This is a genomic window from Pseudomonas karstica (genome assembly GCF_009707515.1).
GTDB classification, from domain to species: Bacteria; Pseudomonadota; Gammaproteobacteria; order Pseudomonadales; family Pseudomonadaceae; genus Aquipseudomonas; species Aquipseudomonas karstica.
In genome coordinates this window covers 1-22,255 of sequence record NZ_WLYI01000055.1, presented here as the reverse complement: position 1 = coordinate 22,255, position 22,255 = coordinate 1, and the positions used below count along the sequence as shown (strand labels likewise).

Genomic DNA, 22,255 nt, shown 5'->3' with positions numbered 1-22,255 from the left:
ATGTAGAAGTCCATGATTTTCACCGGCACGTTGCGACTGCGACGGTCTGGTCACAGAATTTCTTGACGACCATAGAGCATTGGAACCACCTGATCCCATCCCGAACTCAGCAGTGAAACGATGCATCGCCGATGGTAGTGTGGGGTTTCCCCATGTGAGAGTAGGTCATCGTCAAGATCAAATTCCGAAACCCCTGTCTGCTAGCGCAGACAGGGGTTTTGTCGTTTAAGGCCAAGCTACAAGCAGGCCCCACCCATTCATAACGGCTAAACCAGTTCAGTTCCGATGACGCGCTTTGCTGCTTTTGCGAGCTAGCAACTTGCGCCACCAGATGTACACCCCGGTAGCCGACAGCACGGCGATCACAACACCGAGCAAGGCAATTAACACTTGTCCGGTTAACCCAATGATCCTGCCACCATGAATAGGTAACTGAAGTCGGTAGAAGCGCTCTCCCAGCGTCCCTTGCCCGGCTATTTCCTGTCCCAGTAAACGCCCGTCAGTGCCGTGGAAGAAGAGCCACGATTTTCCATGAGCATCGGTGTCATGTTGCCCGAAACCTGCTCCATAGAAGTTGTACTCAAAGCTGTAATACAACTCGCCAATAGCCATCTTCAGGCCCAAGCGTTTACCGTCCTCCAACGCTCGTTCATACGCTTGCTGATAGCTCAGCCGTGTGACGCCCAGCTCTTCTTTTGGCATCCTGCCACGGGCCTCATAGACGCTTGGTTCGATCGGTGAAAAAATCGAAACGACGGGTTTGAACACCTGGCTCGGCAAGTTCATCGCCACGCTGCTGATTGCAATTGGCAGCAGTAACAGCCAAAGCCATAAACCACCCGCGCGATGCAGATCAAGGTTCAGTCGATAAGCATGCCCGCCCTTGATCTTCCAGGACGTCGACCACTTTCTCCAGAACGGTTTGCCTCTGGGCAGGGTAAGCGACAATGCGATAAAGCAATCCAGCGTCCAGGTGATAGCGACCAATCCCATCAACCACAAGCCCCAGTTACCAGGCAGTACCAGGTTGTAGTGAAACTCCAGAATGAACGGTATGAAGTTTTCTCGCTGAAAACAGCAGGCGCCCCAAGAACGTTGACCTGTCTGTTCACCACTCACCGGATCGAAATAGAAAACCTGATTGGGCTCGGCAAAAGGCTTGCCGGTTGCCGGGTCATCCCTGGGAACCGCTGCCAGTACCGCGGTATGGCCGGTCTCTTGCGGATACTCCATGTACCAGACTTGCAACTTGGGATGCCGGGCCTGTAATCGTTCTACCAACTCCCCTGGCGGTAGCGCCGTACCTTCGGCAGCAGCTTCATAAAAACTTGGGTTGAGCCATTCATCCAGCTCGTGATTGAACGCCAGCAGGCTCCCGGTAATCCCTGCCATCATCAGAAACAGCGCTGTAGCCAAGCCAATATAGCGATGCAGTAAAACTAATAATGTCCGCATAAAATTTCCTGCACAGACGACAAAGCCAGCGCCTGAAATCAGGAGCTGGCTTTGTATGAATCGAGATTAATTAGAATTGGTAGCTCACCGTCGCACTGACGTTGCGCTCTTCTCCCAAGTAGCAAAAATTCAGGCTGGCGCACGACGCTACATAGGATTCGTTGGTCAGGTTATTGGCATTCAGGCGCACGTCCACTCCCTTCAAGCCCACCTTGCCCAAGTCATACCCAAGCGAAGCATCAAGCAAGGTGTAGGACGGAACCTTCATGGTGTTTTCCGCATCGGCCCAGCTGTAACCAACATAACGAATACCGCCACCCAGTCGCAGCCCATCCAGGGTACCGCTGTCGAATTTGTAATCCGTCCACACCGAAGCCATGTGACGAGGCGCTTGAGTGGGAGAGTTGCCCTTGTTCTCGATAAGGTTACCCGGCGAACTCAAAGTGCTGACCATCGACTTTGAATACTCGATATCGGTGAAGGTGTAGCTTCCCAATAGCTTCAGGTTGTCGGTCAGTTGCATATGCGCTTCCAGTTCCAGCCCCTGTGAACGGACAGCCCCTACAGCTCGATAGAAATTCTCCTGCGGCAACTTGGTCGCCAGGTTTTCCTGATCAATGCGGAACAGCGAAGCGGTGAACAGGTTATCGGTGCCTGGCGGCTGATACTTCAAACCAGCCTCCCACTGCGTCCCGTCGGTGGGTGCCAAGGAGTTGCCGGCACTGTCCGAGTAGGAGTTCGGATTGAAGGATTCCGAATAGCTGACATAGGGCGCCAGACCGTTATCAAACAGATACAGCGCACCTGCGCGTCCGGTCAGCTTGGTACGTTTATCACTGATTTCTGTACCCAAAGGTCGGCTAGTTTCCGCAATACGATTTTCATCAGACGTTTCTACCCAATCCTGTCGCAAACCCAGGGAGAACCGCCATTTGTCCATCTCAATCAGGTCCTGCAGATAAACGCCGGTCTGCTCAAGCCGTCGCAGGTAGCTGGTCGGGCTGTAATAGGTGATCGCAGAATTGCCATACACCGGGTTGAACGCGTTGATCGGTGCCAGAGAACCACTGCTCCAATCCACTACGGTTTTGCGCCGTTGATAGTCCGCGCCCATCAGCATTGTGTGTTTGGTCGCTCCCGTAAAAAATTCGGCCTGCAGCATGTTGTCGAGGATGAAGGCGTGCAGCTTCTCGTCACCGCCCGAATAGTAGCGATTCAGCTCATTGCTGGCAGGCGTGGTCCAGCCGTAGCCATACACCTGATCCAACTGCACTTTGGAGTCCAGATAGCGGAAGTTCTGCCGCGCAGTGAAGACATCATTAAAGCGATGTTCAAACTGATAACCGAACGACTGTTGATCACGTTTGTAACCATCGATGCCCGGCTCGCCCTCGAAAAAATGGCTGGAGATTCGCTGGCCATTACGCTGGTGCAACGCACCATCCGCTGGCATGCCGCCATGGTAGCCGCCGTCTGGATCGTGCTGCAGATAGGCCTGGAGTGTGAGGGATGTGTCATCGGTGAAGTCGATGCTCAAGGTCGGTGCCAAGGCGTAGCGCTTTTCCTTGGCATGATCGAATTGAGTGTCGGACTTATCCGCAAGACCTGTCAGCCGATAGGCAATACGTTTGTCGTCATCGACGGGGCCACTGAAGTCGAAGCCCATACCTCGTTGCCCTTGCGTACCTACGGTGGCCTGGATCTGATGGTAGGGCTCAAACAATGGCTTCTTGCTGGTCAATGCCACCAGTCCTCCCGGCGAACTGCGTCCGTAGAGCACCGAAGACGGACCCTTGAGGATATCCACGCGTTCCAGGAAGTACGGATCCACCTGCATGGTGCTGTACGTCCCGCTATCGCCCATGGACTTCAATCCATCGAGGTAGATGTTATCCACCGAACCATCGTTGAAGCCGCGCATCGCCACATAGTCGTAGCGGTGAGTTGCGCCGTAGGGGTTGGTCAGCACGCCAGGGGTATAACGCATCGCCTGGGCAACGGTTTGTGAGCCCTGGTCGTCCATCTGCTCGCGGGTCACCACCGAGACGGTTTGTGAGGTCTCTCGCAGGGCGGTACTGGTCTTGGTCGCAATCTGGCTATGGGTGGCGTTATAGCCTTCCATGCTGCCCAAGGCATTGCCCAGGGCGAAGCCCCTGATGTCGGTAGTCGGCAACGTCAGCGCTTCATTCTCGGGCTGTGCCTGCAAGACGAAACTGACGCCGTCCTGGCTTTGAGCTTGCAACCCTGAACCACTGAGTAGTTGGTTCAAACCCTGCGTGGCTGAATACTCACCGCGCAGCCCCGCAGAAGAGTGCCCCTGAGTCTGCGCCGGAGTGCTGGAAAGCGTGATGCCTGCCTGGCGGGCAAACAGGTTGAGGACATCACCCAACAGGCCTCCCGGGATGTCATAGCGTTGGCTGATGTGCTCGACGCCTGGTTCAGCGGCGACAACGGAAAGGGGCAACACGCTGATGCCCAGCGCCGTCGAAAGTAATGCCGCGCGTACGGCTTTACTGAGCAGCGGGTAGGAAGTGTCAGGTGAGCAGGATGAGTCGCTGAAAAAACGCACAGTCATTATCGAGGTCCGTAGAGATCGCCGAAGGCAGATTGAATGGCTTACTGTCTAAGCCGGACTCACGAAAAAAAGCCGCCAAAAATAAATCGGCCGGAACAAAAATAATCAGGCCTGATGCTCCAGGCTCACCCACCAGCGGGTGCGATAGTGCAGGCGTACGGGCAACGTCTGCGGTAGGAGTGCCAGCAACTTCTCTGTGTCCTGGAGGCGAAAAACACCTGATAGCCGCAAGTCTGCGATCTGCGCTGCGCAACCAAGGTAGCCAGGACGATAGCGCCCCACCTCCGCCAGGAAATCTGCAAGGCGCATGTTTTGCGTCACGATCAAGCCATCCGTCCAGGCCCCTGCGTCCATATCCGGCGGTGGGGCGAGCGTGGCCTGGGTCTGACTGACGAGGTAACTTTCTCCTGCGTGAACCTGGGTTGATAGTCCGTCAGCCGCGTGGGGTGAATGGATTGCCACGTTGCCGGCGGTGACGCTCAGGCGTGTGCAGTCGCCGTCCTGGCGTACAACAAAGCGCCCATCGATACCCTCGAACAAACCATGCCGGGTTCGAACCAGCAGCGGCGCGCCGACACTCGAGCCGCAGGTCACCAGGATTTCTCCGCGAACCAGAGTGATCAAGCGTTGATGCGGGTTGAAGTCCAGATCCACCGCGCTGTCGGTATTGAGTTGCAGACGGGTGCCGTCAGGCAGTTGCACGCTGCGCCGCTCGCCGGTGGCCGTGGCCAGGTCGGACGTCCAGCGTTGCCAGCCGGTCAGGTCTCGGCTGACCCACGCCGCCGATCCCATCAACAGCGCGCCCGACAACACTTTCAAGGCTTGCCGTCGCCCCAGGCGCTGTGCGCTGTTTTCCAATGCCACATGGGCGCCAGGAATCGCGGCGAACTGGCCGCTCAATTCGTGCTGCAAGGCTTGGACTCGTTGCCAGGCCAACTCATGCTCATGATGAGCCTCGCGCCAGTACTCGCATTGCGCCTGCAAGCAGGTATTGGCTCGATTGTTACGCAAGCGCAGCATCCAACTGATGGCTTGTTTGACCACCTGCGGGTCGGGTTGGGGGCGCACAGTATTATTCGCCGACGTCATGATTCATAACGCAAGACATAACAGTGATACAGCGCCTCGGCGACATACCGCTCCACTGACCGCAATGACACGTCCATCTGCGCCGCAATCTCCTTGTAAGTCAGCCCGTCGCACTGAGCCAGCAAGAACGCCTTGCGTACCTTGGGCTTGAGCCCGTCCAGCAAGCGTGCGATGCCTTCCAGGAGCTCCAGCACCAACGCCCGGTCTTCGGTACTCGGCACTTGCCCTTCGGGTAAATGAGCGAGGGCCTCCAGATAGGCCCGCTCGATTTCTTCGCGGCGCCAGTGATCGATCACCAGCCCTCGAGCGATGGTGCGCAGAAAAGCCCGAGGTGCCTTGAGTTCCAAGCGCTCGGTTTTCTGCAGCAGGCGGACAAAGGTGTCCTGGGCCAGGTCAGCCGCGTCCGCGGCATTGCCCAGGCGACTGCGCAGCCAAATGTTCAGCCAGCCGTGATGGTTGCTGTAAAGCGTTTGCAATGCGTACTCAGGAGATGGCATTCACAAGGGCCTGGCTAAATGTCACAAATGATAATTACTCGCATTGTTATGAAGCCCAGAAGATTTTGCAACATTTGCTTGATTGGCTCGCTTTACTGCTACCACCTGTCGGTTTCGGACGCAAAAGGAAGATGCCTCTCACAATTTCCTAAGATTTATTTCGCCTTGGCCGAAAGCCTGACGAGCCATGCGTGCACCGAGACAAGGTGGTCGAAGAGCCTGCCTACCGCGTTACATAGAATGTTGCATCCAGCACGCTCACCCCCTTTTGGCAAAAGAAGTCGATGAAATGAATCTCAAGTTCAGTCATAAAATTCTGTTGGCTGCGTCAGGCGTCGTGGTTTTGGCCTTCGCGTTATTCACGCTGTACAACGACTACCTGCAGCGCAGCACCATCAAGCAAAACCTGGAGACCTCCATCCAGCAGTCAGGGGACCTGACCGCCAGCAGTGTGCAGAACTGGCTCACTGGCCGGGTGTTGGTGCTGGAAAGCCTTGCGCAAAACGTTGTCCATCAAGGCCATGGCGCCGATCTGCCCGGGTTGGTCGATCAACCGGCGCTCACCTCGAACTTTCAGTTCACTTATGTCGGCTCAACCAACGGTGTGTTCACTCAACGCCCTGACGCGAAAATGCCCGATGGCTACGACCCGCGTCAGCGGCCCTGGTACAAGCAGGCCGTGGCGGCCGACAAGACCATGCTGACGCCGCCCTACATGGCCGCGGTGGGTGGCCTGATCGTGACTATTGCCCTGCCGGTCAAGAGCAATGGTGAACTGCTAGGTGTGGTGGGCGGTGACTTGAGCTTGCAAACCCTGGTGAAAATCATCAACTCGGTAGATTTCGGCGGTATTGGCCATGCGTTCCTGGTCAGCGGTGACGGCCAAGTCATCGTCAGTCCCGATCAGGACCAGGTGATGAAAAACCTCAAGGATATCTACCCCGGTACCCATGTCCGTATCGAGAAGGTCAATCAGGACGTGGTGCTCAACGGTCAGGATCGGATTCTGTCCTTTACGCCGATCAGCGGCCTGCCAAATGCAGACTGGTATATTGGCCTGTCGATCGACAAGGATAAAGCCTACGCACCGTTGGGCAAATTCCGTACATCTGCCTTGATTGCCATGTTCATTGCCGTGGCAGCGATTGCTGTGCTCTTGAGTCTGCTGATTCAAGTACTGATGCGTCCCCTGACCACCATGGGCCGAGCCATGCAGGATATTGCCCAGGGCGAAGGCGATTTGACTCGCCGCCTGGCGGTCGAAAGCAAGGACGAATTCGGTGAGCTGGGCGGTGCTTTCAACCAGTTCGTCGAGCGTATTCACGCATCGATTTGTGAAGTCTCCTCGGCGACGCGCCAAGTGCATGACCTGTCCCAGCGCGTGATGGCCTCGTCCAATGCATCGATTATCGGTTCCGACGAGCAGAGTGCCCGCACCAACAGTGTGGCCGCTGCGATCAACGAGTTGGGCGCTGCCACTCAGGAAATCGCGCGTAATGCCGCCGATGCCTCACAGCACGCCAGCGGCGCCAGTGAGCAAGCGGATGATGGTCGTAAGGTCGTGGAGCAAACCATTCTCGCGATGTCGCAGTTGTCGCAAAAAATCAGCCTGTCCTGCACTCAGATCGAAACCCTGAATACCAGCACCGACAACATCGGGCACATCCTGGATGTGATCAAAGGTATCTCCCAGCAAACCAACCTGCTGGCACTCAACGCCGCAATTGAGGCCGCGCGTGCCGGGGAAGCCGGCCGTGGTTTTGCGGTGGTTGCCGATGAAGTGCGCAACCTGGCCCATCGCACCCAAGAGTCGGCCGAGGAGATCCACAAGATGATCACCTCCCTGCAGATTGGTTCGCGGGAAGCTGTCACCACGATGAATGCCAGCCAGGCGTCCAGTGAAGAAAGCGTCGAAGTGGCGAACCAGGCCGGTGAGCGACTGGTCAGCGTGACGCAGCGGATCGTCGAGATCGATGGTATGAACCAGTCGGTCGCGGCGGCTACCGAGGAGCAGACCGCCGTGGTGGAGACCCTCAACATCGATATCCATCAGATCAACCTGCTCAACCAGCAAGGCGTGGTCAACCTCAACGAAACCTTGAAAGATTGCGACGCGCTGTCTCAACAGGCCAATCGGTTGAAGCAACTGGTGGACAGCTTCAAGATCTGACCGCCAGCTTGCAGAACGGTGGTGAGGGGCTGGCCCGCTCACCCTCTGTTCAACTCAATAATTGACGTACGTTCTCCAGCGCATTGTCGGCAAAGTCCTGCACGAACTGTACAAAGCCTTCCCGTTCTTCTTCATTGGGTTCGGCAATGATGGTCCAGGTCGCCCTGGCGTGTGTCTTTGCGAGGGGCTCGACGGCCATCGCTGCCCACAGCCGGGCGATACCCAAGGTGTTGTAAACCATGGTCCAGGTCATGTTCATGGCCTGCTCATCGTGGCTATTGAGTTGTTCCACCACCAGGTTTCCATCCTGGAAGCATTTTGTGCGCAGTGCGCCTACGCCCGCACCGATCATCTCGATGTGTGACAGGGCGGGAATAAAGGCATCAAATCCACCGAAATGACCGACTACCTTCCATAGCCGGGCAGCGTCGCAGGCAATCACCACGCAAGACACTATTGGTTTGCCCTGTGGATTCCTGATCAAGGTATCGGGTTGTAGCTGTTTCATAAGATTCTCTTGTAGGTGAGGCAGTGGTCAGAGGAAGCCAATACGATTGAGGTACTGGCATCCCTTGCGTAGCAGAGCGCCGTCTTTTTCGGGATACCGCGCACCCATCTGCTCGACCCCTTGGCGGGCATTGTCATGGCGGATCATCGAGGTGTCGCCGATGTCTTCTTCCAGGCCATAGAGGTAGAAACCAAGCACACCGAACAACGCGTTACCGTTGTCCACCCGGCTCAGATGGCGCTGCCAGTCGGCGACACTGACCAGTTCGAACGGATGCCCCGCTTGGCGAAACGATTCGACGTAACCTTCCCAACTCAATGGCTGCGGGTTGTGCAGGTTGAACACGTCACGTCCCGGTTGCCAGCGCCCACAGTGAAATGCAACAAACCGCGCGAGGAAATCCACTGGCATCAAATCGAAATTCAATCCCAGTTGTGGAACCAGTCCCAACTGCAGTGAGCCCTTGAGCATCAGCATCAGGCGATTCTTGTGCGGCTGGCAGACACCGTTGTGACTGTTGAAGCTGATGTTCCCCAGGCGATGGATATTGCCCCAGGTACCTTGCTTGACCGCACGGCCCAAAAGACGCTCGGCTACCCATTTGGAAACGTTGTAGCCGTTCTTGATGTAGAGCGGTGGTGTGGTGGCAGCGGGGGTTTCGAGTACGTGTCCCAAGGCATCCACACTGCTGGACGCCGACAACGTCGAGATAAAGTTGAAGACTTTTTTACGTCGTGTTTCACACAGGCGCAGGCATTCAAACATCGGCTCGACGTTGTCCTTGGCGAGTGCCGCGTAATCCATGACGTGATTGACATGGGCCGCGTTGTGCACCAGTACTCCGTACTCGTTGGCGAGCACATCATAGGCCTCGGCCGTCAGCCCCAGGCGAGGCTGGCTGACGTCGGCGGCATGCACCCGTACCCGGCTCAGGTCCAGATGCTGCAACTGATAGTCATGCAATGCCTGGGCAAAGCGCGTGGATGCAGAGCAACCTGGGGTCTCGCGTACCAGGCAGGCGACCTCAAGAGCCCCTTTGGCCAGTAACGCCTGAACGATATGCACGCCGACAAAACTGTTGGCACCGGTGACAATAACCTTGCGACGATCCCCCGCTTGATCGGCCGGTAGCGTCGATATCTCCAGCTCGCGCAGCGCATCCCGTGCCGCTTGGCCTGTCGGTGCATCGACAGGCACGTCATCTCCCATCAAGGCCGCGAGCGTGCGTACCGTGGGCACTTCAATAAACCGACTGAGCGATAAGCTACTCCCAAATTGCTCGCGGATACGCACCAGCATGATCGACAACAGGATGGAATGACCACCGAGATTGAAGAAGCTGTCGTGCGTTGATAGCTCGCTGACCGGTAACGCCAACAATTCACTCCACAGGCTCAGCAGTTGGGCTTCACGGAGTGTTTGCGGCGCACGTCGTATGGCGTCCGATGCAGGCTGGATCCTCATTGCCAGTAATGCCTGCCGGTCGACCTTGCCATTGCTGGAGCGCGGCATGCTCGTCAGCTCGGTGCACACCGTTGGCTGCATGTAGTCCGGTAGCGAGAGCCTGGCGTGCTGCTTGAGGGCTGACAAGGTGGCGTGCGGCTCGGGTTGTGCCACAAAGGCGAGGATCCGCCGATCATGGTCAATCACCACGGCCAGTTGGCGAAACAGCTGACTGCTGCGTAGGCAATGTTCGATCTCCTGCGGTTCCACGCGAAAGCCACGGATTTTTACCTGGTTGTCCCGGCGTCCGCCCAGCTCGATGCCATCGTCGGTCCATTTCGCCATGTCACCGCTGCGATAGGCGTGCAAGGTTTTACCGTCTGGTAACGCAAGCTGTACATAGCGCTCGGCAGTCTGTTGCGGGTTATTCACATAGCCCAGGCTTACCCCGGGGCCGACGATGTACAGCTCGCCCATGACCTGCTCATCCACCGGTTGTTGCTCATCGTCGAGGATCAGCACTTGGCTGTTGGCAATAGGGGTACCGAGGTTGTGGTTGTTATCACCGGGTTGCAGCGTGCGGCTGGTCACCAGGACAGTGGCTTCGGTTGGGCCGTAAAAGTTGTGCAAGTGGCATTGCCTGGCCAGCCGTTCGATGACGTAGGGTTCGCAGACGTCGCCTCCGGTCAGCAGGTGGGTCAGGCCCAGGGGAGAGTCCAGCGGCAAGATACTCAGCAGCGCTGGTGGCAGGAAGGCATGGGTGATGCGCTGCTGGCGGATCAGCTCCAGCAGTTGTTGGGGGTCGCGATGTTGGTCGTCGTTGGGCACGATCAGCTCGGCGCCCTGGATCAATGTCGGGAAGATATCGATCAGCGACGAATCAAAACTCAGGGACGAAAACTGCAGGACTCGGCTCTGTTCCGTCAGTTGCAGATGGGATGCGAACCAGGCCGTGAAATGGGCCAGGTTGCGTTGGCTCAGCATGACGCCCTTGGGTTGGCCTGTCGTACCTGAGGTATAGAGCACCATGCAGGGAGCATCCGCCGAAGGGCGGTGGTGCGCTAATGGTTGGAGGCCGTCGGTGTCGACGGTTGTTATGTCCAGTGAGACGAAACGCTCGCGCAATGGGTGCAGGCCATCGTCCAACAGCACCGAGGCGCGAGCATTTTCCAACATGGTCTGTTGGCGTTGCAGTGGGTGCCCAGGTTCCAACGGCAGGTACACCGCACCGCAGCCAAGAATGGCCAGGATGCCGGCGTAAAGCTCGCAGGATTTTCCAAGGCAGATCGCGACCACCGGTGGCGTATCACCTGCCTGTAGCAATGGTTCCAGACGCTGCCGGATAGCCTGGCTCAAATGGTGTAGCTGGTGATAACTCAGGGAGGCACCCGCGATACTCAGTGCTGTTCGTTCGCCAAAACGCTGAAGGCTTTGTTCCAGGCGATCAATTACTGGAACCTGGGCTTGGTGCAGCAGCGCAAGGTCAGTGGTTCGGTTGTGGCGATGCAGATATGCCAGCGACTCCAGTCTTTCTAAAGCGTACTCTCGATAATGGCTGGCAGCGGCTGTTTGTGAGAAATAACCGGCATCTCGCGAGAAACCACTGACGTGCAGGGCGACCCATTCCGTAAGGCAGGCTATGGCCTGTTGGCGCAGCCTCTGGCCATTGCCGCAAGGCTCTGCGCCAACATCCAGAGTCGCGAGCAGGAGGTGCTCGCTGTCGTAGCACCTGAACTGCAGCGTCGGCAGACCACAATCGGTCACTGGCCCGATGCCCAGGCGCAGGCTCATCCATGCGGCGGCGATGAGCTCCGTCGGAACCTGGCGGCTACCGTCCTCGATCAGCAGGTCGATGTCCTGCTTTACCGGCATCGGTACCCATTCATGACCATATGGTTCCAGCGCCTCTCTTACCTCCTTCAATGCCCTGCTGACGCCGACCCCTACAATCTTCAAACGCCTCATGAATGTCTCCCGGACACTGGCAGGTAGGCGCTCAGCGCCTGGGCGAGGGAGGGCGTTTGCAGCAAGCCAGTGTGGTGCAGGAAACCCATGATGTTGACGACCAGAGGGTGCTGGCAGGTGATGGGAAAGACCAAGGCATGAATCTCGGCCTGGAGGTTGGCGCGGGTGCTGGCGCTGATGTCCAGGTGTTCGATCAATTGCAGGTCGAAGGCTTTTTGCAGGTCGTTGGTCAGGTAATGCTGAAGGAACACCGGCAGTATCCGGGCGATGATGTTGCGGTCCTCTTCGCTTGCGGTCTGCCAGTAGAGACGCACCAGGCGTGTCCAGAATCCAGCGTGGCGGCCCTCGTCAAACAAGTGATCGGCCATCAATCCCCGGATGGATTGCTTGACGCTGTCGTCCTTGGAAAACGCCGCGACGTCCTGGGTCACCGTGTTTTCCGAGATGGCGATGCAGATCAACTCCACGGCATCGCGCAAGTGCTCGGGAGCCTGGTTCACGGCGGCAGGCACGGCACGGCTCAACTCGATGTGCGGCGGTAGATCCAGGGGAGGGATGCCGGTCATTTCTATTGTTTGTTGCATGAAGTCCAGGGCGACGAGGGCGTGGTAGTCCTCATCGATGACCACGGTCATAGCGTTATAGCGGCAGGCGAAAGGGAAGGGCACCGAAAAACGGTTTTTGGCAATGCGGCGGGCGGTCTTATCAACGATTTCGGTTTCAAAGATAACTACATCGTTGATGAACTTGTAGAACGTCTGTACCAGCACGAAGTCGCGCCATTGGGGGCACTGGTCAAGAAAGGTCGCGCTGAGCACCAGGGGTTGCCTGCACAATGGAAATATCAGCTTGTCGTCATCCTCCAGCAGGCGGCGAGGACGGGTGCGTATCGTGGCGCGCCTTTCCCAGTCTTCGGCACATGAACGGTAGTCGGTGGCGTTCATAGGCTTGCCCCTTGCTCCTTGGCATGGCGGTTCTGGAGTAACCCGTCCCACAGGGCAATCCGGCTTTCCACGGCGCAAAGGGAGGCACGGTATGCTTGTTGTTCGCGGTGCGGGTCAGCGTGGGTCAGGCGCTGCAGCAATTGTTCTGCTGCCGGCCCGTGGTCTTGGGCGTCCAGCTCGATATGGCGCTTGAGGTAGTAACACAGTGTGGGTGCCTGGCGATGGGCGATGTCGCAGCCGTCCAGAATGCGTTTGAACATCGCCGGGATGACGCTCTCCCTGCCGTGGAGAAGGGCCGCCGCCACACAGTGGGTTGGCGCGTTCAAGGCGGTGTGCACGGTGCTTCTGACAAAGTGGGCTACGCCAGGATGAATATTGATCTGCTGCAAAGCCGTTTCTGTGCTTGCGCCCTCACGCTGGAGAGTGATGAATGCCTCAATGGCTGTGATGTCGGCACCGACCTCGCCCATGGCCTCCAGGTACAGCTCGAAGTGGCTGCAGTGCCCTGTGCTCAAGTGCACGTCTGACTCTTCACCCAGCACAATTTCATTGATCAGGCGTGCTGCTTGTGAATCCACGGGGGGTAGCCAAGGCAGGCGCACGCAAGTCAGGTCCTGTTGCAGGCGTTTGGCGAGTGTCATGAAATCCCAAACGGCGAATACGTGGTTTTGCATGAAATATTGAAGTCCGGGGAGCGAATTTATCTCCAGGAATATGGGGTGGTTGTGTAATTGCAGCGTTTTCTGTTTTAGCAGTAGTGGGTTTTGAAACATGTGGGGTGCCTATAACTCATATGTCAGTGCTGGTAAGAGCGATTTGCTTCGGCGATAAATGAGCAGTGGTTGTTACTGTCGAGAATATGTTTAACCCACGGCAGGTATTGCAGCATGACGTGACTGTTTATCCGCAGGTAAGCAGGGTAAACGTTAAGGACTTTGCTAAAGGACGCCGAACGCAGTGAGCCAAAACCAGTATTGACATGGTCGATTGGAGAGCTTGGAAGTTAAAAATATAATAAGCGGCTTAGGTCTAAAGACGGTTATTAGTTGTTTTGCGAGTAAGAAAATTGTTGTGGGGTTGTTCAGTTATTAGCGTGAGAAGTTTCCTTTGTTGTTACAGGTACAAAATAAGAAGGTTTCTGATTTACGCAGTTGAGTATTGGGATTTCTGAAAAGTATGGGGAGGTGTTCCTTTTTTAGCTGTTAAACAATGAAACTATTGCCAGCACCCTTCAGGAAGGTATCGGAGACGGTTGATGCAGATATGTGGGCGCAGAGAGGCTCTGCGCCGATGGCCTGGAGGCCTATTGCGCCATGGACGAAGGCTCGCGCAGCCGCTTTGTGGTCGAAGGCTGGCACTGAGTTCCCTGGTTGCTTACAGCGAACCTTGTTTATCGCTCTGTTCAAGGCTGTTCAGGTAGTTCTCAATCACCTCCATCCCTCGCATGAGATGGTTACGCAAGGTCAGGATGCTTTCGTTGACCTTTTTCTGTGCCACCAGATTCAGCAGTTCGCGGTGATCCTCTTGGGAGGTCTCCCCCAGCCCCATGGCTTCAAGGTTGAAGCGCAGGAACCGCTCCTCTTCGTTCAGGCCGTGTTCCACCAGTTTCAGCAGTCGCTGATTGGGTGCCTTGCCATACAAGGCCATGTGAAACAGTCGATTGAGCCGGCCGATCTCGGTGTAGTTGGTTTCACGTTCAAGGGCGTCGATAAAAGTACTGGCCTCGGCGATGTCATGGTCGGTAAGCAAGGGAATCGACAGGCGCAGCGCTTCAGACTCCAGCAGAAGACGCAGGGCATAAGTCTCAGCCGAGTTGTCCTCAATCAGTGGCGCAACCACCGCGCCTTTATGGGTCACGACGTGTAGCAGCGACTGGGCTTCCAGTTGGCGCAGGGCTTCGCGTACGGGCATTCGGCTAACCCCGAACAGGATAGCCAGTTCCTGTTGGCGCATAGCAGTGCCGCAGGGTAAGCGGCCATCAAGGATGGCATTGCGTAATGTTTCTTCAATCACGGAGCGAGCAAGATGGGCGGGTATGGGACCGCTGATCTTGATGCTGCTCAAGGGGTTCGGCTTCTGCGTCACGACTACGCTATCCTCCTTTTTTAGTTAGAATATTCTGGCTAATTGGATCCAATGCACACTAGAGCTTGCCTGTAAGCTTGTCAAACGGGCAAGGTTTCTGTTTGTGAGGTCTTACATGGCTTCTTTTATTCATCTGACAGGCCTCGGTTTAAAAAGCTTGGCGTTACCAGATGATTGCACTGTGCCATTGTCTTTTCCCGGCCCAAGCTTCACCATCCATTGAAACTCCGTCTCTCTCCACGGACTGAACGCATTGGCGGTACGTTTTATTCCCTCACGGATCCTGTGCTGGCTTTTTTCGGCGCTGCTGGCTGGCTTATTGCCTGGCGGGTTGCATGCCGATTGGGACTTCTCCCAGATCAGCCGCAAGGCAACCGTCTTGTACGGCCCGCTAGGGCAAGGTCAGTCGCGCATCGACGCCTGGCAGCGGCTGCTGGTGACACAAAAACAAGTCAGTGAGTTGGAACAGCTCAAGGTGGTCAACCTGTTCTTCAACAAGCAGATGCACTACGTGGAAGACATCGATCTGTGGCATCAGGTCGATTATTGGGAAACCCCCATTGAAGCCCTGTGGAAGGGTGCCGGGGATTGCGAAGACTATGCAATAGCCAAGTATTTCAGCCTGCGTCACCTGGGTGTCTCCAGCGACAAATTGCGCATCACCTACGTCAAGGCGTTGCGTCAGAACCGCGCCCATATGGTCTTGACCTATTATTCGACGCCAGAGGCGATGCCGCTGGTGCTCGACAGCCTGATGGATGACATCCAGCCTGCCAGCCGACGTACCGATCTGTTGCCGGTCTACTCCTTCAATGCCGAAGGCTTGTGGTTGCCTGGTGCCAAGGGCAACAAAAAGATCGGTGACACCAAACGCTTGTCGCGCTGGCAGGATGTGTTGAAAAAAATGCGTGCGGAAGGCTTTTCAGCCGAGCCTGCCAACTAGGAGTAACTGTTCAGATGTCTCTGTTCAAACAGCTGTTGATCGCTATCTGTCTGTTCCTGGTGGTCGCCTTCAGTGGCAGTTTCATGGTCAGTCTGGAAAGCTCGCGTGCTCAATACGTGAACCAGTTGCGCTCCCACGCACAGGATGCTGCGACGGCCCTGGCGCTGTCCCTGACACCGAATATCGACGACCCGGCGATGGTGGAGCTGCTGGTCAGCTCGATCTTCGACAGCGGCTACTACACCAGCATCCGGGTGGTGGACCTGGCGACCGACAAGACCATCGTCGAACGCAGCGGTATCCCCGATAACAATGGCATACCTAACTGGTTCGTCAAACTGATTGGCCTGGAGCCGGCCGGTGGCGACGCGCTGGTCAGCCGTGGCTGGGAGCAGGCTGCTCGGGTCGAGGTAGTCAGCCATCCGATGTTTGCCCTGGCTAAACTCTGGCAGAGTGCCTTGGGTAGCCTGGGCTGGCTGTTGTTGTGCGGCGCAGTCAGCGCGGTGCTCGGGGCCTTGCTGTTGCGTCGCCAACTGAAACCCTTGGAGTACATGGTCAAGCAGTCCCACGCCATTGCCCGACGGGAATTCCTCAGTTTGCCCGACCTGCCGCGCACCCCTGAACTGCGGCGGGTGGTACAGGCGATGAACCAGATGGTGGAGAAGCTCAAGGCACTGTTCCAGGAGCAGGCTGAGCGCAGCGAAAAGCTGCGGATCGAGTCTTATCAGGACACTCTCACAGGCCTGGCCAACCGGCGTTATTTCGAGATGCAACTCAACGCCTGTGTCAGCAATCCGGAAGAAACCAGTTCCGGCTATTTGCTACTGCTGCGGGTCAAGGATCTGGCCGGACTCAACCAACGCCTGGGGGGCCAGCGCACCGACCAGTTGTTGCAGGCGGTCGGCGAGCAATTGCTGCGTCAATGCGAGCCTTACCCGCAAACCCACAACCTGGTCACCCGTATCCGTGGCGGCGAGTTCGCCGTGCTGGCGCCGGGGTTGATGCGCGAGGAAGCGCTGCAACTGGCACAGCAACTGGAAAACACCTTGCTCAGCCTGCAAGCCACAGGAGCCAGTGACGTCACGCCAGTGGCTTGCATTGGCCTGGCGCCGTTCAACCACGATGACACGCCCCAGGCGCTGCTGGCCCTGGCCGATCAAGCCTTGGCCCAGGCTGAGGCCCAAGATGATACCAGTTGGGCCTGCCTCGACCACAACGCCACCGTCAGTGTCGGTGACAGCCACCATGCCTGGCATACCCTGCTGGACCAGGCGTTGACCCAACAGCGCTTCCAGCTGTATTTCCAGCCGGTGGTTGCCAGTGGGGATTCACGGGTGGTCTTGCATTACAAAGTCTTGTCCCGCTTGATGGATGATCAGGGCCATACCCTCCCGGCAGGCCGTTTCCTTCCCTGGCTTGAGCGTTTCGGCTGGTCGGCACGCCTGGACCGGCTGATGCTGGAACTGGTGCTCAAGCAGATGAGCGACCATAACCAATCCCTGGCATTGAACCTATCGGCTGCCACCCTGGCAGACCCTCAAGCCTTGAACCGGATTTTTGACCTGCTGCGCCAGCACGCCAACCTGGGCCCACGCTTGACCCTGGAGATCGGTGAAGAGCAACTGCCTGAGCAACGCGTTTTGGAACAACTCACTCAACGCCTGCGCGAGCTCGGCTTCTCCCTCAGCCTGCAGCGTTTTGGCGGGCGGTTCAGCATGATCGGTAACTTGGCGCGCCTGGGCCTGGCATACCTGAAGATCGATGGCAGCTACATCCGGGACATCGATCAAGAGAGTGACAAGCGTCTGTTTATCGAAGCCATCCAGCGCGCAGCCCACAGCATCGACCTGCCCCTGATTGCCGAACGGGTGGAAACCGAAGGTGAATTGACGGTGATTCGCGAGATGGGGATTTTTGGTGTGCAGGGCCAACTGTTAGGTGAACCGGCGCCCTGGCGTTAGCCGTTGTAGCTGCTGCCTCGGCAGTGGCTACAGTGAGGTAATCAGATCAAGCCGGTTTCTTCATCATCGATCAAGTGGCTCAGGCCACCCAACGACTCCCGCGCGTTGCGGCGGTCTTTCAGTTTTTCCTGTGCAGCGACCGGCAGGTCAGTCATGTTGATCACGCCTTTCTGGGTCAGTACCTGAATCAAGTCTTCCAGCACCCGGATCATCTCCGAGTCACTTTGCTTGAGTTGCTTGAGGCTTACCTCCGCTTCTTCGTTGGCGAACCAGGCCTGGACCTCAAGGTGATCGGACGGCAAGGTCTCTGTCGCTTCGGCATAGGGCGCCGCCTCAACGCGAATCAGCTCACCCTGTGCGTCACGTTGCACGTAGAACATAGAACATCCCTCATGAGAAGAACTGGCGACAATCTGTCGACAACATAGGCCAACCGCAACATTGACCATGAGTATGCCGCGCAACCGTTGCCCCGTGCCAGTGACGGACCGCCCGAAATGCACCGGCCGCCTCAAGCGGCGGCCGTGCAGTGGTCCAGCTTAGGTGTGATCGACCTTGATGGTCGGGTCGGCGCCGCTGATCAGCGAGTTGATCGTCTGGCCAGACCAGTTGTTACCCTCCAACTTGATCGTGACATCCGCATTGGCCAAGCCGCCGTCTGTATTGAGCTTGCCTTCGGAACTGATCTGCAGCGTCGTCACGTTATCCACTGTGGTCAACTTCAAGAAGTTATCGATGGTGCTGTCGGTTTCGCCCTTGAGCAGATCACGTAAGTCGATACGGTCGCCTTCCGATGCCTTGAAGTCCTTGATTACATCGTTGCCGGTATCACCGGATTTCCAGATAAAGGTGTCGGCACCCGAGCCGCCGATCAGGGTGTCGTTGCCCTGGCCGCCGATCAGCGTGTCGTTACCGGTACCGCCCAGCAGGATGTCGTTGCCTTTGCCACCGTCCAGGTAGTCGCTGCCGCCCTGGCCGAACAGGATGTCATCGCCCGAGCCGCCCAACAGGGTGTCATTACCGTCCTTGGCACCTGAGGTGTTGAATTCGGTGTAGTGCTCGGTGATGTACTTATGCACATCCTGGCCGGTAACCGCAGACACCGCCACGCCGTTTTTCCCGGCCACGTAAGTCTGGATAGCGTTGTAACCCTCGCCCGGAATACCACTGAAGCTCACCAGGTCGCCGAACAGGATGTCGTTGCCGTCACCGCCATCGACACGGTCGGCACCCGGCAGAGTGGCCTCGCTATGGCCGAGGATGGCGTTGGCCAGGTCCTTCGGATCAATGTTGCTTTGTGGCTTGTTATCGCTGTCGTACGGCTTCAATTGCTCCAGGCTGACCCCACTGTTAAGGCCGATGGCTTCCACGCCACCTGTGGACAAGCCTTTGAGCAATGCGAATGCGTTAGTGGAGTTGGTGACGGTAGCGGCGTCGGTAGCGTTACCCTGGCCATCCTGGACCGATAGCTCAAAAGTGCCATCCCCTTGGGCATGGATGATCCCCGGGCTGGACTGGCCCCAGCCCCAGGGCCAACCGTTGTTGGTCCAGACGGTCACTTTCCCGGCAGCATCGATATCAACTCGGTGATTCTGATCGATGCTGATGCTGGTGGCGGTACCCAGGGTGTAGTTGCTGGTAGTGACGACATCATCCAGTTTGACGTTTCCGTACAAGGCCGGGTTGGTCTGCTCGCTGCGCTGATAAAACGTCGGCTGGCCATCGGTGATGAAGTACGTCGTGTTGATTGCGCCGGTGTTACTGGTCGCCTGGGCACTTTTGAAGAAGTTGGCCGTGGCCTTGAACACATCTTCGTAGTTGGTGCCGCCACCAGACACCATCGAGTCCAGGACTTTCTGCAGGGCATTCAGGGCGCCAGGGTCCTTCAGGTTAATCGAAATTGTCTGGTTGACCTGGCTATCGAAGTCCGCCAGGAAAATGTTGACGGTGCCCGAGGTGCTGGAACCGATACTGTCTTGCAGCGACTTGAACACGGTGGTCAGCGAGTCTTTCGCCGCTTTAACCGAGCTCTCGCTCATACTGCCCGAGCTGTCCACCATGAACGCGATGTTGTAGTTCTTGCCCTGCACTACGTTCAGGCCCGAAACGTCCGCCACTACAATGTCGTTGCCACTGGTACCGGTAATGTTGTCATCGCCCGAGGTCGCTGTGAGCGGGCTGTAGGTCGCCGGGTACACCGTGACTGGCACTTGCGCCACGGTGTTGGCCGAACCGCCCAGGCTTTCGGTCGAGGTTGAAGTCACCGTCAGGTTGTACTGGCCGCTGGTGTAAGGCAGCGGTTTGAGGCTCAAGTTGTTGAGATCCCAACCTGTCACATTCACTTCAGTCGCACCCTGGGTGGCCGTGAAGGTATGCCCGGCGCCGTCGCTGAGCACCGCTCCCACCGGGATGCTGCCGATCTTCACGCTCAGGCTTTCCGAACCGTCGGTATCGGTCAGGCCGGTGGTGATCTTGGTCAGCTTGACGGTGCCGTTTTCCAGGCCTTCGTTGAGCTTGTACGCGTCGTAATAACCCTGGCCGTTGGTACCGTGCAGATCGGAAACCTGCGCGCCGGCATTGATCAGGTCATTGATGCCGGTGTAGATCGCAATCGTGGTGTTGCTCAGGTTGGTAACCGGGCCACCATTGACCGACAGGTTGACGTCATAGCTGCCAGGACCGGCCTGGTTTGCATGGTAGATGTCGAGGCTGTAATAGCCGTTGCTGGTCGGGGTGAACGTGCCGCTGAACTTGCCGGCATTGGTCCCGTAGATAGCGCTGGCTACGTCCTTGCCACCGACGTTGATCAGGATGCTGTCATCGCCGTAGCCGCTGAAGGTGTATGTCTTGCCTGCCTCCAGGTAAATCAGGCCGGAGGTTTTCGAGCCGGCGCCGCCCGGTACGTTTTCAGTGGATTCGACGTTGGTCGCAATCGTTGTGCTATTTGGCGTGCCAGCGTTATCGATCGCATTTTTTAGCACGCTTGCCGAGGCACCATTACCGTTGGTGCCCAGGTTCGCGATGCTGTTCCAGCTTTGCTTGGTCAGGCCCACCGAAGTGATGTTGTTGTCGGCAACGCTCAAGGTCGGCGCATCCGCAACCGGCGTGATGTCGACTTTCATCGTGGCGCTATTGCCCAGGTCCTTGCCATCGGTTGGCTGGAACTTGAACTGTGCGTAGTCAGCCTGTTTGTTGCCCACGCCGGTGCCGCCGTAGCCATCGGCCCCGGACTCATTGGCGTTCGGCTGGAAGCGCAACTGGCCGCCGTCGATCTGCGCCTTGGTGAAGGTCTGGCCGCTGGTCACGTTGGTCCAGGTAGAGCCATCCGCCGCCAGGAATTGCAGCTTGCCGGCAACTGGCAGCTCGGTGATTTTCACCCCGAGGTTGGCCTGTGGAGAGTCCACATCGGTCACGCCGAAGTTGGACCAGGTCAGTGCCAGCGGTGTGTCTTCCGTTCCGGTAACCGCGCTGCCAGTGGCAACCGGTGGATCGTTGACCGCCACCACGTTGACTGTGGTGGTCGCCACGTTGGAATAGTTGCCGCCGTCGGTCACGGTCACGGTGATCGTCCGTGGCGTGGTACTCGGGTCGTGGCTGTTGTTGCTGAACGTGATGTTCTTGATCTGCTGCATGTAGTCAGCCAGCGTCGCCGTTCCGGTCAGGGTCAGGGTGATCTTGCCGGTGGCAGGGTCCGTGGCTGAGGTCACGGTAATGCCGTTGACGTTGCTGACGTTCAGCGAGTCGCCCTGCTGCGTATTGGTCAGGACCACAGTGGCGCCGGTCAGTTGGGTGCTGTCCGGGTCGGTGATCTTGATATCGGTGTCGGCAATCGACACACCGGCTTTACCTTCGGTGAACGTGGCCTTGTAGTTGGCACCGGTGGCGCCACTGGAGTCGTTGGCATCCAGGTCGATGACCGGTGGGGCGTCGTTGTCGATGATCGACGTGGTAACGCTGCCATGGGTGCTGCTGATTGCCAGGTTCTCGAAGTTGCCGCCGATGGTCTTGTCGATGGTGATCACGAAATTTTCCGTAGGTTCGGTCAACGTGTCATCGATGGTCTTGATATCGAACGTCGCACTGCTGGCGCCGGCTGGGATCTTCACGGTGTACACACCGGTGAAGTCCGAGCCGTCGCTGGCTGTGCCACTGTACTTGAGCGTCACCGTGACGTCGGTGCCCGCCGGGTTGCTCAGGTTCAGCGTGTAGTGGGCGCTCTGGCCTTCATTGACCGAGGCATCGCCAGCGATGCTGACCACGGTGTTGCTCACCACGTCCGTCACCTTGGTGACCACCGGGGTGCCAACTGGAATCAGGTTCTCGTACTTGTCGCCGCCGCTGACCACATTGGTGATCTTGGCAGAGACATCGTTGGCGCCGATGTAGGCGTCATTGGGCGCTGTGACATTGACGGTACTGGAGGTCTTGCCATTGCCGATGGTGATGGTCGAGCCGTTGTCCAGCTTGACCACCAGGTCGGTGCCAACGTTGGTCACGGCAGCGCCGTTCTTGTCGACGAGACTGGCGGTATAGGTGATCTGGCCACCCTCGGCAACGCTGTTGGTGGCCGTGAGAACAACCTTCACATCGTCGATGGTGTCGTTGATGGTGGTGGTTGCG

At 57.3% G+C, this 22,255-nt stretch carries 14 protein-coding genes and 1 rRNA gene; 4 read left to right on the top strand and 11 right to left on the bottom strand.

Annotated features, from left to right (window positions below; all coding sequences use genetic code 11):
- The first annotated feature begins 61 nt into the window (after positions 1 to 61).
- Positions 62 to 177, top strand: a 5S ribosomal RNA gene (gene rrf / locus GIR22_RS25050).
- Positions 178 to 276: 99 nt separating this feature from the next.
- Here rrf and GIR22_RS25045 read toward each other — a convergent pair.
- The 4 genes from GIR22_RS25045 to GIR22_RS25030 form a co-directional block, all read right to left on the bottom strand.
- Positions 277 to 1,455: a PepSY-associated TM helix domain-containing protein gene (locus GIR22_RS25045; protein ID WP_154745959.1), complete on the bottom strand. Its 1,179-nt coding sequence runs from the start codon at positions 1,453 to 1,455 to the stop codon at positions 277 to 279.
- A 70-nt stretch (positions 1,456 to 1,525) separates the two neighbouring features.
- Positions 1,526 to 4,030 (bottom strand): TonB-dependent siderophore receptor, encoded by a 2,505-nt coding sequence (locus GIR22_RS25040; protein WP_154745958.1) that lies wholly within the window; start codon positions 4,028 to 4,030, stop codon positions 1,526 to 1,528.
- Between the two features lie 105 nt (positions 4,031 to 4,135).
- Positions 4,136 to 5,119, bottom strand: a complete 984-nt coding sequence (locus GIR22_RS25035; RefSeq protein ID WP_154745957.1) for a FecR domain-containing protein — start codon at positions 5,117 to 5,119, stop codon at positions 4,136 to 4,138.
- A complete protein-coding gene (locus tag GIR22_RS25030; RefSeq protein ID WP_154745956.1) occupies positions 5,116 to 5,616 on the bottom strand; it encodes a sigma-70 family RNA polymerase sigma factor in 501 nt (166 codons plus the stop codon). The genes GIR22_RS25035 and GIR22_RS25030 overlap by 4 nt, the downstream gene beginning before the upstream one ends.
- A gap of 289 nt (positions 5,617 to 5,905) precedes the next feature.
- On the opposite strand from GIR22_RS25030, the gene GIR22_RS25025 reads away from it, so the two are divergent.
- A complete protein-coding gene (locus GIR22_RS25025) occupies positions 5,906 to 7,786 on the top strand; it encodes a methyl-accepting chemotaxis protein (RefSeq protein WP_154745955.1) in 1,881 nt (626 codons plus the stop codon).
- Positions 7,787 to 7,835: 49 nt separating this feature from the next.
- Here the strand turns inward: GIR22_RS25025 and GIR22_RS25020 are convergent, their stop codons facing one another.
- From GIR22_RS25020 to GIR22_RS25000, 5 genes are all read right to left on the bottom strand, one after another.
- Entirely contained in the window at positions 7,836 to 8,294 is a 459-nt protein-coding gene (locus GIR22_RS25020; protein ID WP_154745954.1) for an SRPBCC family protein, read from the bottom strand.
- A 27-nt stretch (positions 8,295 to 8,321) separates the two neighbouring features.
- A complete protein-coding gene (locus GIR22_RS25015; RefSeq protein WP_154745953.1) occupies positions 8,322 to 11,702 on the bottom strand; it encodes an amino acid adenylation domain-containing protein in 3,381 nt (1,126 codons plus the stop codon).
- Positions 11,699 to 12,646, bottom strand: coding sequence for a diiron oxygenase (locus tag GIR22_RS25010; RefSeq protein WP_154745952.1), 948 nt, complete (start codon positions 12,644 to 12,646; stop codon positions 11,699 to 11,701). The genes GIR22_RS25015 and GIR22_RS25010 overlap by 4 nt, the downstream gene beginning before the upstream one ends.
- The gene (locus tag GIR22_RS25005) at positions 12,643 to 13,419 is read right to left on the bottom strand and encodes a DUF3050 domain-containing protein (protein ID WP_154745951.1); all 777 of its coding nucleotides are present in this window, start codon (positions 13,417 to 13,419) and stop codon (positions 12,643 to 12,645) included. Before GIR22_RS25005 ends, GIR22_RS25010 begins: the two co-directional genes overlap by 4 nt.
- A 601-nt stretch (positions 13,420 to 14,020) precedes the next feature.
- Entirely contained in the window at positions 14,021 to 14,731 is a 711-nt protein-coding gene (locus GIR22_RS25000; RefSeq protein WP_178122459.1) for a GntR family transcriptional regulator, read from the bottom strand.
- A 253-nt stretch (positions 14,732 to 14,984) separates the two neighbouring features.
- Between GIR22_RS25000 and lapG the strand changes: the two genes are divergently transcribed.
- Together lapG and lapD are read left to right on the top strand one after the other, a co-directional pair.
- Positions 14,985 to 15,674: a cysteine protease LapG gene (gene lapG, locus GIR22_RS24995; protein WP_154745950.1), complete on the top strand. Its 690-nt coding sequence runs from the start codon at positions 14,985 to 14,987 to the stop codon at positions 15,672 to 15,674.
- A gap of 14 nt (positions 15,675 to 15,688) precedes the next feature.
- Positions 15,689 to 17,635 carry a cyclic di-GMP receptor LapD gene (gene lapD, locus GIR22_RS24990; protein WP_154745949.1) on the top strand — a complete coding sequence of 649 codons (1,947 nt, stop codon included), beginning with the start codon at positions 15,689 to 15,691 and terminating at the stop codon, positions 17,633 to 17,635.
- Between the two features lie 41 nt (positions 17,636 to 17,676).
- Here lapD and GIR22_RS24985 read toward each other — a convergent pair whose 3' ends face one another.
- Both GIR22_RS24985 and GIR22_RS24980 read right to left on the bottom strand, forming a co-directional pair.
- A complete protein-coding gene (locus GIR22_RS24985; protein WP_154745948.1) occupies positions 17,677 to 18,015 on the bottom strand; it encodes a tryptophan synthase subunit beta in 339 nt (112 codons plus the stop codon).
- A gap of 159 nt (positions 18,016 to 18,174) precedes the next feature.
- On the bottom strand, positions 18,175 to 22,255 hold a 4,081-nt coding region (locus GIR22_RS24980), incomplete at its 5' end, for a beta strand repeat-containing protein (protein WP_154745947.1).

Excerpts from the sequence above, each read along its gene's own strand:
- lapD (WP_154745949.1), top strand. The coding sequence starts at position 15,689 with ATGTCTCTGTTCAAACAGCTGTTGATCGCTATCTGTCTGTTCCTGGTG.
- GIR22_RS25045 (WP_154745959.1), bottom strand. The coding sequence starts at position 1,455 with ATGCGGACATTATTAGTTTTACTGCATCGCTATATTGGCTTGGCTACA.
- GIR22_RS25010 (WP_154745952.1), bottom strand. The coding sequence starts at position 12,646 with ATGAACGCCACCGACTACCGTTCATGTGCCGAAGACTGGGAAAGGCGC.
- GIR22_RS25030 (WP_154745956.1), bottom strand. The coding sequence starts at position 5,616 with ATGCCATCTCCTGAGTACGCATTGCAAACGCTTTACAGCAACCATCAC.
- GIR22_RS25020 (WP_154745954.1), bottom strand. The coding sequence starts at position 8,294 with ATGAAACAGCTACAACCCGATACCTTGATCAGGAATCCACAGGGCAAA.
- GIR22_RS25040 (WP_154745958.1), bottom strand. The coding sequence starts at position 4,030 with ATGACTGTGCGTTTTTTCAGCGACTCATCCTGCTCACCTGACACTTCC.
- GIR22_RS25035 (WP_154745957.1), bottom strand. The coding sequence starts at position 5,119 with ATGACGTCGGCGAATAATACTGTGCGCCCCCAACCCGACCCGCAGGTG.
- GIR22_RS25025 (WP_154745955.1), top strand. The coding sequence starts at position 5,906 with ATGAATCTCAAGTTCAGTCATAAAATTCTGTTGGCTGCGTCAGGCGTC.
- GIR22_RS25015 (WP_154745953.1), bottom strand. The coding sequence starts at position 11,702 with ATGAGGCGTTTGAAGATTGTAGGGGTCGGCGTCAGCAGGGCATTGAAG.
- GIR22_RS24985 (WP_154745948.1), bottom strand. The coding sequence starts at position 18,015 with ATGTTCTACGTGCAACGTGACGCACAGGGTGAGCTGATTCGCGTTGAG.
- GIR22_RS25005 (WP_154745951.1), bottom strand. The coding sequence starts at position 13,419 with ATGTTTCAAAACCCACTACTGCTAAAACAGAAAACGCTGCAATTACAC.